Consider the following 13,553-nt stretch of genomic DNA (forward strand, 5'->3'; position numbering starts at 1 on the left):
TGAGCGGTGCGGCACTCATTTGTATCTTCCGCCAGACGGAATATTCCGTAGCGAAACAAACCGATAGGATCGCCCCATGCGCCGTTCGAAAATCGTCTGTACTCTCGGCCCCGCGGTCGACTCCCACGAGATGCTCGTCGCCATGATCGAGGCGGGCATGAACGTAGCCCGTTTCAACTTCAGCCACGGCACCCACGCCGAGCACCAGGCGCGGTACGACCGCGTCCGGGCCGCGTCCAAGGAGACCGGCCGCCCCATCGGCGTCCTCGCCGACCTCCAGGGCCCGAAGATCCGTCTGGAGACCTTCGCCGAGGGTCCGGTCGAGCTGGAGCGCGGTGACGAGTTCGTCATCACGACCGAGGACGTGCCGGGCGACAAGCACATCTGCGGTACGACGTACAAGGGGCTGCCGGGCGATGTCTCGCGCGGCGACCAGGTCCTGATCAACGACGGCAACGTCGAGCTGAAGGTCCTGGACGTCGAGGGCCCGCGGGTGCGGACGATCGTCATCGAGGGCGGTGTCGTCTCCGACCACAAGGGCATCAACCTGCCCGGCGCGGCCGTCAACGTGCCCGCGCTGAGCGAGAAGGACGTCGAGGACCTGCGCTTCGCCCTCCGCATGGGCTGCGACATGGTCGCGCTGTCCTTCGTCCGGGACGCCAAGGACATCCAGGACGTGCACCGCGTCATGGACGAGGAGGGCCGCCGCGTCCCCGTCATCGCCAAGGTGGAGAAGCCGCAGGCGGTGGAGAACATGGAGGACGTCGTCGCGGCGTTCGACGCCGTGATGGTCGCCCGCGGTGACCTCGCCGTCGAGTACCCGCTCGAAAAGGTCCCCATGGTGCAGAAGCGCCTGATCGAGCTGTGCCGGCGCAACGCCAAGCCGGTGATCGTCGCGACCCAGATGATGGAGTCGATGATCACCAACTCCCGGCCGACCCGCGCCGAGGCCTCGGACGTGGCCAACGCGATCCTGGACGGCGCCGACGCGGTCATGCTGTCGGCCGAGTCCTCGGTGGGCGCGTACCCGGTCGAGACGGTCAAGACCATGTCGAAGATCGTCGCCGCGGCCGAGCAGGAACTGCTGTCCAAGGGCCTGCAGCCGCTGGTGCCGGGCAAGAAGCCGCGCACCCAGGGCGGTTCGGTGGCCCGCGCGGCCTGCGAGATCGCCGACTTCCTCGGCGGCAAGGGCCTGATCGCGTTCACCAAGTCCGGTGACACCGCCCGCCGGCTGTCCCGCTACCGGGCCACCCAGCCGATCATCGCCTTCACCACCGAGGAGTCGACCCGCAACCAGCTCACCCTGAGCTGGGGCGTCGAGTCCCACGTCGTGCCGTTCGTGAACACCACGGACGAGATGGTCGACCTGGTGGACCAGGAGGTCGCCAAGCTGAGCCGGTTCGACGCGGGTGACACCGTGATCATCACCGCCGGCTCGCCCCCCGGCGTCCCCGGCACCACCAACATGCTCCGCGTCCACCACCTGGGCGACCAGAGCAGCTGACCCACCGGTCCCGTGACACACCGAGGGCGCCCCCTGCGACAGGGGGCGCCCTCGGCCTTGTGCGGCTCCCGGACCGGCTTGTGCGACCGCTCAGTCGGTCGTGTACATGTGCATCCCCGGAATGTGCAGATTCCCGCCGAACTGGGCCGCCTGGACGACCTTGACGTGGGTGAAGTAGATCAGCGGGATGTTCAGCGGGGGCGGGCTGTCGGGGCTGAAGGTCACCGGCAGCAGCCCGAACAGGTTCCCGGAGATGCTCTCGGTGTACATCACCGTGTCGCCGCCGGTGATGGTGGACTTCGAGCCCTTGGCGGCCTGGACGTGGTAGGTCTTGTTCGCCTGCTTGTCCTTGACCGTCTGGTGCAGGTCCCCGATCTCGGTGCCGTCGGAGATGACGTACTTCAGCACCTTCTTCGTGGTGCCGTTCGCCCGCCTCACCTCCACGATGCCCTGGTAGTCGGCACCCTTCAGGAGCAGGGAGCTGGCGTCCAGGTACCAGGGGTCGTCCGCCACCGCCACCGTGTTGTCGACGCCGCCCTCTTCGTCCGTGGCCACCGGGCAGTCCTCGACGGAGGCGGACTCGCTCCCGGACGGGCTCGGGGTGCCCGAAGGGCCGGACGACGGGGTGTCCGAAGGGGTGGACGCAGGGCTGGACGACGGGGTCGGGGTCGCCTCCCCGGCCGGCCCGGTGGTGTCCTTCTCGCCGGCCTTCTCACCGGTACCGGTCGTGTCGTCGGCCGCCTTGGCCTTGTTCCCGGCGGTGTCGTCGGCGGTGTCCTCGGCGGTGGCACCGCCGGAGTCCGTGCCGGAGTCCTCGGCCTTGGGCGACTGGGACGCCGTAGGAGCCGGGCCCACGGTCTGCGTGGAGGTGCCGGTGCCCTTGTCCCGGCCGCCGGAGAGGATGTCACCGATCGTGTCGCCGATGGTGTCCAGGAGGTTCCCGTCCCGGGTCTTCGCCGACGCGTCCGCGTCACCGCCGGAGCCCGAACCCGGGCCCGCCGCACCGGAGTCCGACGCGGAGGAGCGGGAACTCGTGCCGGACGAGCCGGAGTTCCCCGTGTCCGGCGCGGCGGAAGCGGAGTCCGAGGGCGCGGTCGGGCCGGGCGTGGCCTTGTCGTCGGAACCTGAATCCGACGAAGAGGCACCGCCCTTGTCCCGCGTCTTCTCGCTCTCGCCCTCTTTCCCGCTCGTGGTGGTCTTCTCCGGTGACGGCGCGTCCGACGCCTTCTCCGAGGCGGACGGTGACTGAGACGGGTCCTTGTCCTTGCCCTTGTCCTCGTCCAGCGCCTTGACGCAGGCTTCGTACTCCTCGCGCGTCAGGTCCTTGGCCGACGCGGAGGTGGACGCGGAGGGGTGCGGGGACGGGGAGGAAGAGTTGCCGTTGTTGTCGGCGAGGGCCAGCGTGGACGTGAGGCCCATGCCCATGAGCACGGCCGTGGGCATCGCCACGGAGGCTATGGCCTTGCCGGCCGGCATGTGGAACCTGGTGAACAGTGACTTCTTGGGGGCCGCGTGGCGGGGCCCGGATCTCGCGCGGGACCCGTCCACGTCGCTCCCGCGGGTCACCTCGTCAGCCGGCACTGTGCCTCCCGTTCGCCCCGTTGGCCGGGATCGTTCCTGACAGGTCGTTCGATTCCTGCACCCCGTGGGCCGTCCCGGCCCCCTCGTCCCCGGGAGCATCGTCGTCGCCGGCCGGGGCCGCCGCTGCCCGCCCCGCCGACTTGTCCGGTGCCCAGGCCACCGCCATGGCGCCGCCGAACAGCGACAGCAGGAAGCCGATGATGAAGCCACCGAAGTTGGAGACCGGGAGGGACACCAGCGCCAGCAGGATCGCGGCGACGCCCGCGAAGACCCGTACGTGCTGCTGGAACCACAGGGTCAGACCCAGGACGACGAGGAGCACACCGATGATCAGGGACCCCGCTCCCGCGGTGGTCGCCATCGCCACCGTGAGCTGACCGAACTTGATGTGGGCGTACGGGAAGTACATGATCGGAAAGCCGCCGAGCATGACGTACAGTCCCGCCCAGAACGGGCGGCGGCCCCGCCAGGCGCGGAACTGCAGCCTCCGGCGGGTGAACTGACCGGGTACGGCGGCAGAAGTCTCGGCGCTCATGGACAACAGCTCCCTGGTACGGCGTTGCTCTGGTGATGTGGTGCTGGCTGGGAAGGCCGGGGGGTGAGGGGCGGGCGGGGAAACCAGTGGCTCCCCCGCCCGTCATCGTGTGCCTAGTAGCACTCGATTCCCTTGCCGTCGTTCCAGTGCAGCCCCATGTGCAGGTTGGACAGCTTGAACGTGCCGGCGGTGGTCGCCCACGCAGTCTGTTCCACGCCGGTCAGAATGGCCGTGTCGGCCTGCTGCGCGAACCCGAAGGGGCTGGCCTTCTTCTGCTTGTACTCATCGGGGTTGGGCTTGGGGCCCTTGGTGGCGCTGCCGGCCGCGACGCCGATGTCCATCTCCCTGAACAGGGCCTCGTCGGCCTTGAGGTTGGCGACATCGATGTAAAGCTGCGACGCCTCGACATCCTTGCCCTTGTCACCCGCGGTCAGCCTGAGGGTGACCTTCTTGCCCAGGAACGGGATCGGAGTGACCACCGACTGGCACATGTTGGTGATCTCGGCCGTGGTGAAGGCCGAGACCGCCACCGGGTGCGCCTCGTCCTTGCCTTCGAGGGACTTGCCCGTGTCGACCGCACCGTACTGGGTGAAGCCATGACCGACGAGTTTGTCGGCGCTGACCTTGAACTCCTGCCCCGACACACTGAACGAAGCCGCGAGAGCGCCCTGCGCGAGGGCGACACCTATCGCGGCTGTAGCGGCCACGCTGGGCACCATGACCACAGCGAACCGCTTCCATCTGGTCCCGCCACGCACCTGGGACTCCATATTTCCTCCTTCTCGGACGTACATCTCCTGGCCCGGACTCGCCCTCGGTCGGCGGCTCAGCCGGGCAGGGATGGGAGAAGTGCTACGTCCTCGGAAAGGAGAGCGCCCGCACTCGGCGGCGCACTGCGCGCCCGAATCACCGGCGATCACCCCCGAGCGACAACCACTGGGTCGCGCCTGACACACATCACGCACAACCTTGCTGGACAGGCTTCGCCAGGGTGGCGAAGACCCCCCTGCCCTGGACCCGGCGCCACTGCCGCCGGCCCCGCTCGGTGGGGACCCAGACTGCCCCGCGACCCGGCCGGCTGCCGGGGTACGGGAAGGGACCGAGCGTCGCCGATCGTGGTGCATTCTCGGCCTGGACACAAGGGGGTTCGTTACTGGCTAGTAACGGCGGGATAACCGGAGGACGACCGACCGGTCTCGGAGCGCGACATACGGTGGCATCGCTGGGCAGAGCAAAGCCGTTGATCCCTGGACGAATCCAGACAGACCAACGGCCTCGATTTACTCGGAGTAACAGCGGCCGCGTTTCCCAAGATTTGGTAAAGCGCGGCCGCCGTGATGCCTTGGCGGAGGATCTTTCACCACGGCATCACAAGCCGTGGCCAGGTACCGCCCGTCAGAAAAGAGCGCGCGCGAGGGCCCGGCGAGCCGCCACGACCCGCGGGTCCTCCGGGCCCACGACCTCGAACAGCTCCAGCAGCCGGCGCCGTACGGCGTCCCGGTCGTCACCCGCCGTGCGCTGCACGGTGTCGATCAGCCGGCCGAACGCGTCCTCGACGTGACCGCCCACCAGATCCAGGTCGGCGGCGGCGATCTGCGCCTCGGCGTCCTTGGGCTTCTCGGCGGCTTCCTGACGCACCTTCTGCGGGTCCATGCCCTGCACCCGCCGGAGCAACTCCGCCTGTGCCAGGCCCAGCTTGGCCTCCGGGTGGGCCGGATCGTCGGCCAGCACGTTCTGGTACGCCCGCACGGCCCCGTCCAGGTCGCCCGCGTCCAGCGCCTGCGCGGCGGCGTTCAGCGCCGCGTCGTACGGGCCCTCGGCCGGCGCGGCCGCCGGCGCACCGCCCGGCTCGGCCTCCGGGTCGACGGTCAGGCCGGTCAGCCCGAAGCGCTGCTCGGCCACCGCCACCAGCTGGTCCAGGGTCTGCCGGATCTGCTGCTCGCCGGCCGCGCCCTGGAAGAGCGGGAGCGCCTGACCCGCGACGACGGCGAAGACGGCCGGGATGCCCTGGACCCCGAACTGCTGCATCAGCATCTGGTTGGCGTCGACGTCGATCTTGGCGAGGAGGAAGCGCCCGTTGTACTCGACGGCCAGCCGCTCCAGGACCGGGCTCAGCTGCTTGCAGGGCTGACACCACTCGGCCCAGAAGTCGATGACGACCGGGACTTCGGCGGAGCGCTGCAGGACCTCCCGCTCGAACCCCGCCTCATCGACGTCGATGACGAGGTCGGCCGGGGAGACGGCCCCCGTCCCGCCCTGCCGGGCGGCTTCGGCGCGCGCCTGCTCGGCCTTGGCCTTGGCCTTGGCCTCCTGGGCCGCCTTCACCGCGGCGAGGTCGACGACACCGCTCATGGACATGTTCCGTGGCTGCATGCGTCTATCCTCCCCCGATCCGGCGCCTGAACGAAAAGCATTGTGCGGCGCCGGGTCCCCACCCGCGCCTTGCGGCCATTGCCCGTGTACGTCCCTCACGAGCTTTCGCTACGAGTCGTAGCGTAATGCCAAGAGGGCAGCGCGCGGCACCCCACCCCGGTGATCTCCCTCACGGCGCCCCAGGACCCGCCGGTTATGGTCGGGGAATGCAGAGCCGCACCCCCGCCAGCCGTACCGGACGCCCGCGCAGCGCCGCCGCGGACGCCGCGATCCTGGCCGCGACCCGGGAGGCTCTGGTCGAGCTGGGCTGGTCCAAGCTCACCCTGTCGGACGTCGCGGTGCGGGCCGGGGTTGCCAAGACGACCCTGTACCGCCGCTGGGCCGGCAAGAACGAACTGGTCGTGGACGCCGTCGCGGAACTCTTCGACGAGCTGGAACTCCCCGACCTCGGCAGCCTCGCCGCCGACATCGAGGGCGTGGTCCTGCAGTTCGCGGCCATCCTCGCGCGCCCGGAGGCCCGCAGCGGCCTGATGGCGGTGGTCGCCGAGTCCACCCGCGACGACGCCCTGCGCGAACGCATCCGCGCCTCCATCGTGGACCGGCAGATGCGCCTGGTCCTCCAGGGCCGCGCCCGCGCCCAGCAGCGCGGCGAACTCCCCCCGGAGCCGGACCCCGGGCAGGCCGCCCGCACGGTCGACCTGATCTTCGACATGGTCGCGGGCGCGGTGGTCCACCGCACCCTGGTCAGCGGCAAACCGGCCGACGAGGAGTGGGTCCACAGCTTCATCCGGATCCTCCTGCTGGGCCTCGCGGGAGCGGCCCGCACCCCCTAGCAGACCCCGCACGGGCGCGCCGCCCGCCGGGCACAGTGCCCGGCGGGCGGCGCGTCGGTGGTCCGGTCAGAAGCCGGCCGGCTCGGTGTAGACCCCCCACTCGTCCCGCAGCACCCCGCAGATCTCGCCCAGGGTGGCCTCGGCGCGTACGGCGTCCAGCATCGGCTCGATCATGTTGGCCCCGGAGCGGGCCGCCGCCAGCATGCCGTCGAGGGCGGCGCGCACGGCAGCCTCGTCGCGGGCGGCCCTGCGCCCGGCGAGGACGCGGACCTGCTCGCGCTCCACCTCGTGGCTGACCCGCAGGATCTCCAGATCCCCGGTCACCGACCCGGTGTGGACGTTGACGCCCACCACCCTCTTGTCGCCCTTCTCCAGCGCCTGCTGGTAGCGGAAGGCGGACTCGGCTATCTCGCCGGTGAACCAGCCGTCCTCTATACCGCGCAGAATCCCGGAGGTGATCGGCCCGATCGGGTGACGGCCGTCCGGGTGAGCCCTGAGGCCCCGCTCCTTGATCTGCTCGAAGATCTTCTCCGCGTCCGCCTCGATCCGGTCCGTCAGCTGCTCGACGTACCAGGAGCCGCCCAGCGGGTCGGCCACATTGGCGACCCCGGTCTCCTCCATCAGCACCTGCTGGGTGCGCAGCGCGATCTCCGCGGCCTGCTCGCTGGGCAGCGCGAGGGTCTCGTCCAGGGCGTTGGTGTGCAGCGAGTTCGTCCCGCCGAGCACCGCGGCCAGCGCCTCCACGGCCGTGCGCACCACGTTGTTGTACGGCTGCTGCGCGGTCAGCGACACACCGGCCGTCTGGGTGTGGAAGCGGAGCCACTGGGCCTTGTCGCTCTTCGCCCCGTACACGTCCCGCATCCACCGCGCCCAGATCCGCCGGGCCGCGCGGAACTTGGCGATCTCCTCGAAGAAGTCCACGTGCGCGTCGAAGAAGAAGGACAGCCCCGGCGCGAAGACGTCCACGTCCAGGCCGCGGCTGAGCCCCAGCTCGACGTATCCGAACCCGTCGGCCAGGGTGTACGCCAGCTCCTGCGCGGCCGTGGCGCCGGCCTCCCGGATGTGGTAGCCGGAGACCGACAGCGGCTTGTACGCGGGGATGCCCGCCGCGCAGTACTCCATCAGGTCGCCGATCAGCCGCAGATGGGGCTCCGGCTGGAACAGCCACTCCTTCTGCGCGATGTACTCCTTGAAGATGTCCGTCTGCAGGGTGCCGTTGAGCACCCGCGGGTCGACGCCCTGCCGCTCGGCGGCGACCAGGTACATGCAGAAGACGGGCACGGCCGGACCGCTGATGGTCATGGAGGTCGTCACATCCCCCAGCGGGATGTCCTTGAACAGCACCTCCATGTCGGCGGCCGAGTCGATGGCGACCCCGCAGTGCCCGACCTCGCCGAGCGAGCGCGGGTCGTCGGAGTCGCGCCCCATGAGCGTCGGCATGTCGAAGGCGACGGACAGCCCTCCGCCGCCCGCCGCGAGGATCATCTTGTACCGCTCGTTGGTCTGCTCGGCGTTGCCGAAGCCGGCGAACTGGCGGATGGTCCAGGTGCGCCCGCGGTAGCCGGTCGGATGGAGCCCGCGCGTGAAGGGGTACTCCCCGGGCCAGCCGATCCGCTCGAATCCCTCGTACGTGTCCCCCGGCCGGGGTCCGTACACCGGTTCCACGGGGTCACCGGAGAGTGTCGTGAAGTCCGCGTCCCGCTTGCGCGCGGCGTCGTAACGGGCCTGCCAGCGGCGGCGGCCCTCCTCTATGGCGTGAGCGTCCATACCTACGAATTTACTTGGACGTCCTAGTAAATGTCGATGGCAGACCGCCGTACGGCACCCGTACGGCGGTGCGGCTACGCCTCGGCGACGGCCGGGGTCTGCCCGGCGGCCTTGGCCTCCAGCTCGCGGCTGATGCTGCGCTCGACGAAGAACGCGGCCGTGGGAATCGTGCCGGCGATCAACACCCACAGCTGCTTGCCGACCGGCCACTTCGCCTTGGAGCCCAGGTCGAAGGCGAAGACCAGGTAGACCACGTACAGCCAGCCGTGGGCGATGGCGACGACCCGCGTGAAGTCGGCTGCGCCGTTCATGTCCAGCCCGTACTTCGCGATCATGCTCAGGCACAGCAGCACCAGCAGGACACCGGTGGTGTAGGCCAGGACGCGGTAGCGGGTCAGCACGCTTTTTTTCATGGAGTCGAGCGTAACCACCCGTTCCGGGAGATCTTGTCCCGGGTCACTCCTCCGTGAAGTCGTGTGCCGCGATCCGCAGGGGGCGGAACATCGCGAAGATCTCGCGGCACTCCTCCGCGTCGTACACGCCGAGCCCGAAGTCCATGGCCATCAGGTCGCGGGTGGCCGCGTCGACCACCTCGCGGCCCTTGTCGGTGATGACGGCGAGCGTGCCCCGGCCGTCGTTGGGGTTGGGACGCTTGGCCACCAGCCCGGACTTCACCAGCCGGTCCACGGTGTTCGTCACGGACGTGGGATGCACCATCAGCCGCTCACCGATCTTGGACATCGGCAGCTCACCGGCCTTGGAGAAGGTGAGCAGGACGAGGGCCTCGTAGCGGGCGAACGTCAGCCCGTACGGCTTGACCACCGCGTCGACCTCCGCGAGCAGGATCTGCTGGGCCCGCATGATGGAGGTGATCGCGGCCATGGAGGGCACGTTTCCCCATCGCTGCTTCCACAGCTCGTCGGCGCGGGCGATGGGGTCGAACGGAAGGCTGAGAGGCTTGGGCACGTCATCAGACCCTACCGGCCGGTCATATGCCGGTCAGCCCTGTCTCGGCTTTCGGTCACCGGCCGTTCCCACCCGGGCGCGCAGGGCGAGCGCACGACGACACAGGGTGCCGGACCCGCTCCCGGCGGCCCCCCTCGGACGCGCCGGATTCGGTGTACGGCCGGGGATGGCCGGCACCAGCCGCTGCCCGCCGGGGCCGCGGGCGTATTCGGCGTACGGCGCGAATACCGGCGTCCGGCCGCTCCGGGACGGCCGGGGCCGGCCCCGGCAACGGCCTGCCGAGCTCCGCCTCGGCCGGCCGCCGCGAACGGAACGCCCCGTCCGTCTCCAGCGGGCCCGCGGCCCGATGCCGAGCGTCTTCTCCTGGCCGGACGTGGTGCGTCTTCTCCTGGCCGGACGTGGTCGTGGTCACGGATTCCGGGGCCCCGTGGCGGCCCACGGCGGTCCGTCCGGCGGGCCTGGGGACGAAAAGCCGGGTGCCCGGACTCCGAGGCGCCGGTACGGCTGCCGGGCCGCCACCGCGCCGTCGTCCCTCGCGGGACTGGCCGGACCGGCGGCCACCGGCGCCCTCGTCCACCGGCCCGGGCCTCGCCGCGTCCCCGGTGCCTTCGCGCCTGACGGTCCCGCGCGACGCGTCCCAGACCCGCGTCACGCCTGACGGTCCCGCGCGACGTGGGCCTGCCGGCCTCCCGCCGCTCCGGCCACCAGGTGCGGTACGAGCGGACGTCTCCGGGGGCGGGCCCGGCGCCGGGAGTGTGAACGGCTCGGACGGAAGGGACGTGGGCGACCGTCACGGCACGCCCGCACCCGCCGCCCCTCCGCTACTGGGTCCGTCGCCGCAGCTGGTGCCGTACGGCGCGCTGGGCGACCGGGCCCAGGGACTCCACCGCGGCGACCAGGGCCCCCAGCTGCTCCAGCGCGTCCAGCGCCGCCCCGGCCCCGGCCTCGTCCACCCCTTCGTACAGCTCGATCCCGACGAAGGACGCGGCGACCGCGCGCGCCAGCCCCGCCGGGTCGGTGAACTCGCCGAACGGTGTCGCCGCCAGGACGCGGCGGAGGGCCTGCTCGATCTCGGTGATCCACAGGTCGAGCCCGGCGGCGGTGGCCGGGCCCAGGCCGGGGTGGGTCGGGGCACCGGCCAGCAGCTGGCCGAGCAGGGCGACATGGCCCCCGGCCCGCTCGCGCTCGTGGATCTCGCGGCCGACGGACAGCAGTTCGGACAGCGTGCCCACCTCGGCGAGCCGCTCCCGGTAGCGGGCCACCGCCTGCTCCGCCCCGTACCGGCAGGCCGCCGCGAGCAGTTCGTCCACGGATCCGAAGTGGTAGAAGACCAGCGCCTGGTTGACGCCGGCCGCCGCGGCCACCGTACGGGCCGAGGTCTTGGCGATGCCCTGTTCGGTGAGGGTGCGCAGGGCGCCCTCCAGCAGTCTGGTCTTGGTCTCCTGGGACCTCGCGGTCTCCGGGCTCATGCGCGCGCCTCCTCCCGCACCGGGCGCAGCCCGGGCCGTACGCCGCGGGTGCGGATGTCGGTGTACGAGGCGGTGAAGGAGCCCTCGTAGCCGAAGAGCGGCCCGAAGTACCGGTTCACCACGCGCACCCGGATGCGGAACCGGCCGGTGGTGTCGTCGTAGGACTCGCGCACCTCTGCGGTGGCTCCGACGAGATCGGGGACGCGCAGGTCCACCGGGCCCTCCCGGAACCGGTGTGTTCCGGAGCGGATGAGCAGGGAACCGTCGGGTTCGGCGTGGAAGTGCAGGTCGGTGGCGAGGTGCTGGTGGGTGCCGAGGTAGTCCAGGACGCGGTCGCCGCGGGGGCCGAGGACCATCTGCGCGTCGAAGCGGCGGGGCCGGCCGGGCAGGTCGAAAGTGCGCACGAAACTCACCGTCTCACGGCCGAAGCCGTCGGTGTACGGCACGTTCTCGATCACGAAGGGGACGTTCCGGCCGGCCCGTGGGACGAGGATGTTGCGGGTGGCGCCGAGGGCGAGGAACGGCTTCACGAACGCCGGTCCGTGCCAGATCCGGTCCATCACGCCCCGGCCGGTGCATGCCTCGCCGCCGGCCAGGCCGACGGAGAAGCGGCGGCGCAGAGCGGGGTGGAGGCGGTCGAATGCGGGGCCCATCGCGGCCCGGAAGATGGAGGTCATCGGTACTTCTCCAGGGGCGTCGTCGTTCGTGCTCGTCCTGAAAGGCGTTTCGCCGGGAGCGTCATCCGTGGTGCTCCGGGGACGCCTTCCGTGGCTCTCCGGGGACGTCGCCGCGGTTCTCCGGGGGCGTCGTCGCGGTTCTCCGGGGTGCGTCATCCGCGCTTCTCCAGCGTCTTCAGCAGGCTGGGCGCCCGGGTGCCGGTGCCTGGCGTGCGCAGGCACCGGCGGGCGGCCGGAGTGCCGGCGAGGGGTGCCTTGAACAGGGCGAGGAAGGCGCCGGGTACGAGCAGCAGCGGGCACAGGTAGGCCGTCGCGTCGGTGAAGGGGCCGGGCAGGCCGGGGAGCGAGCCGTGGCCGAGCACGGTCAGGCAGAGGGCGAGGACCAGGGCCCGGACGGTGAGTTCGGCGAGCCAGTTGCGGCGGGCCCGCTCCGGGGTGATGCCGCGCTCCAGCCAGAGCCGCAGCCGGTCGAAGGACCAGGCGGTCGCCCAGCCCATGAGGGGGCGGAACAGCAGGCGGTCGGCGAGGGCGCCGAGGAGGCCCCAGCGCGGGCGGTAGTCGTAGCCGGTGAGGAAGCGGACGCCGTGGGCGTCGGGCACGTAGCGCCAGTAGCCGCGGCCCTCGGCGATGAGGGAGAGGGGGTGCGGGGAGGCGAAGCGCAGGGCGGAGGTGCGGGTGCCGTCGGCGCGCTCCTTCTCGCCGGCGGCGACGCCGGTGCCGGAGACGGTGAGGAACGGCAGCACGCGCGTGGCGTAGCGGAAGCGCTGCGGTTCGCCTTCCGCACGCGGGAGGTGGTCGATCTCGGTGAAGCGCAGGTCCCAGCGTTGGTGCCGGGCGGGGTCCTGGGTGCGTGCCCACAGTTCGTCGAGGTCGGCGCGGATGTGCGTCTCTATGTAGAGACCCATGTGTTCCCCCACGTGAGCACAGTGTTTGAGCGACTGCTCAAATCATCTTGCGCCGAACGTACACCGCTTTGAGCGATCGCTCAAACATCGGGGACGGGAAAACCCCGGCCCACAGGACCGGGGTTGCCGCGAAGGGGTCGCGCTACCGGGCGAGGTACCGCTCGACGGTCTCCACCTTGCTGGTGAGACCGTCGGTCACCCCGGGGCGGATGTCGGCCTTGAGGACGAGCGACACGCGCGGGGCGCGGGCCTCCACGGCCGCGACGGCGCGCTTGACGACGTCCATGACCTCGTCCCACTCGCCCTCGATCGAGGTGAACATGGCGTCGGTGCGGTGGGGCAGGCCCGACTCGCGGACCACGCGTACGGCGTCGGCGACGTACTCCCCCACGTCCTCACCGACGCCGAGGGGCGTCACGGAGAAAGCGACGATCATGCGTTCACGACCCCTTCCTTGCGGGCGCGGGCGGCGATCACGGCGTCCTCGGCCTCGCGGCGCAGCTTGCGCTCGGCGAAGAAGCCGCCGGTGGGCAGCACCGACAGGATGAAGTAGAGGGCGGCCGTCTTCAGGGGCCACTTGGCGCGGTTCCAGGCGTCCGCCCAGAAGATCACGTACAGGATGAAGAGGACGCCGTGGATCGCTCCCATCACGGGGACCGCGTCGAAGTCCGTGGTCCGCTTCAGCACCGAGCAGACGAGCAGGATCAGGAAGGACACGGCCTCCGGGGCCGAGACCAGGCGGAGGCGGCGGAGGGCGGTGGCGGTCTTGATGTCCACGGGTCACCTTCGGTGGGAGGGTCGACGACGGTCTGCCGGTTACGGACTGCCGGTTTGTGCGTGCCGGTGCGTGCCGACGCCAGTCGGCGGCGGAACCGCTTTGTGAACGCACGCACAAGCGTTCCCCCATTGTGGCAAACCTCGCCCCTAGGGGTCGGCTCAGGGT

General features: G+C 70.8%; 14 protein-coding genes. 2 read left to right on the forward strand and 12 right to left on the reverse strand.

Annotation, left to right across the window (positions count from 1 at the left end; all coding sequences use genetic code 11):
- The first annotated feature begins 76 nt into the window (after nucleotides 1-76).
- Nucleotides 77-1,504: a pyruvate kinase gene (pyk, locus tag Srubr_RS24765; protein WP_189998713.1), complete on the forward strand. Its 1,428-nt coding sequence runs from the start codon at nucleotides 77-79 to the stop codon at nucleotides 1,502-1,504.
- Nucleotides 1,505-1,594: 90 nt separating this feature from the next.
- On the opposite strand, the gene Srubr_RS24770 is transcribed toward pyk, so the two are convergent.
- The 4 genes from Srubr_RS24770 to Srubr_RS24785 form a co-directional block, all read right to left on the reverse strand.
- Entirely contained in the window at nucleotides 1,595-3,085 is a 1,491-nt protein-coding gene (locus tag Srubr_RS24770) for a hypothetical protein (RefSeq protein ID WP_189998715.1), read from the reverse strand.
- Nucleotides 3,075-3,620 (reverse strand): DUF6114 domain-containing protein, encoded by a 546-nt coding sequence (locus Srubr_RS24775; protein WP_189998717.1) that lies wholly within the window; start codon nucleotides 3,618-3,620, stop codon nucleotides 3,075-3,077. Before Srubr_RS24775 ends, Srubr_RS24770 begins: the two co-directional genes overlap by 11 nt.
- A 113-nt stretch (nucleotides 3,621-3,733) precedes the next feature.
- A complete protein-coding gene (locus tag Srubr_RS24780; protein WP_189998719.1) occupies nucleotides 3,734-4,390 on the reverse strand; it encodes a DUF6230 family protein in 657 nt (218 codons plus the stop codon).
- A gap of 625 nt (nucleotides 4,391-5,015) precedes the next feature.
- Entirely contained in the window at nucleotides 5,016-5,993 is a 978-nt protein-coding gene (locus Srubr_RS24785) for a tetratricopeptide repeat protein (RefSeq protein WP_189998721.1), read from the reverse strand.
- A gap of 206 nt (nucleotides 5,994-6,199) precedes the next feature.
- Here Srubr_RS24785 and Srubr_RS24790 point away from each other — a divergent pair, with 206 nt between their 5' ends.
- Complete coding sequence (locus Srubr_RS24790; RefSeq protein WP_189998723.1) at nucleotides 6,200-6,826, forward strand: TetR/AcrR family transcriptional regulator; 627 nt, start codon at nucleotides 6,200-6,202, stop codon at nucleotides 6,824-6,826.
- A gap of 66 nt (nucleotides 6,827-6,892) precedes the next feature.
- Here Srubr_RS24790 and Srubr_RS24795 read toward each other — a convergent pair whose 3' ends face one another.
- The 8 genes from Srubr_RS24795 to Srubr_RS24830 form a co-directional block, all read right to left on the reverse strand.
- On the reverse strand, nucleotides 6,893-8,593 hold the full coding sequence (locus tag Srubr_RS24795; protein WP_189998726.1) for an acyl-CoA mutase large subunit family protein: 1,701 nt from the start codon (nucleotides 8,591-8,593) through the stop codon (nucleotides 6,893-6,895).
- A gap of 74 nt (nucleotides 8,594-8,667) precedes the next feature.
- A complete protein-coding gene (locus Srubr_RS24800; RefSeq protein ID WP_189998727.1) occupies nucleotides 8,668-9,006 on the reverse strand; it encodes a DUF3817 domain-containing protein in 339 nt (112 codons plus the stop codon).
- A 43-nt stretch (nucleotides 9,007-9,049) separates the two neighbouring features.
- Nucleotides 9,050-9,559, reverse strand: a complete 510-nt coding sequence (locus Srubr_RS24805; RefSeq protein ID WP_030610206.1) for a MarR family winged helix-turn-helix transcriptional regulator — start codon at nucleotides 9,557-9,559, stop codon at nucleotides 9,050-9,052.
- Between the two features lie 821 nt (nucleotides 9,560-10,380).
- A complete protein-coding gene (locus tag Srubr_RS24810) occupies nucleotides 10,381-11,028 on the reverse strand; it encodes a TetR/AcrR family transcriptional regulator (protein ID WP_189998729.1) in 648 nt (215 codons plus the stop codon).
- Nucleotides 11,025-11,705 (reverse strand): DUF4166 domain-containing protein, encoded by a 681-nt coding sequence (locus tag Srubr_RS24815; RefSeq protein WP_189998732.1) that lies wholly within the window; start codon nucleotides 11,703-11,705, stop codon nucleotides 11,025-11,027. The genes Srubr_RS24810 and Srubr_RS24815 overlap by 4 nt, the downstream gene beginning before the upstream one ends.
- Before the next feature lie 152 nt (nucleotides 11,706-11,857).
- Entirely contained in the window at nucleotides 11,858-12,610 is a 753-nt protein-coding gene (locus Srubr_RS24820) for a hypothetical protein (RefSeq protein ID WP_189998734.1), read from the reverse strand.
- Between the two features lie 142 nt (nucleotides 12,611-12,752).
- Nucleotides 12,753-13,046 (reverse strand): MTH1187 family thiamine-binding protein, encoded by a 294-nt coding sequence (locus Srubr_RS24825; RefSeq protein ID WP_181796415.1) that lies wholly within the window; start codon nucleotides 13,044-13,046, stop codon nucleotides 12,753-12,755.
- Nucleotides 13,043-13,387, reverse strand: coding sequence for a DUF3817 domain-containing protein (locus Srubr_RS24830; protein WP_189998736.1), 345 nt, complete (start codon nucleotides 13,385-13,387; stop codon nucleotides 13,043-13,045). Before Srubr_RS24830 ends, Srubr_RS24825 begins: the two co-directional genes overlap by 4 nt.
- Between the last annotated feature and the right edge of the window lie 166 nt (nucleotides 13,388-13,553).

Source organism: Streptomyces rubradiris (assembly GCF_016860525.1).
Taxonomy (GTDB): Bacteria; Actinomycetota; Actinomycetes; order Streptomycetales; family Streptomycetaceae; genus Streptomyces; species Streptomyces rubradiris.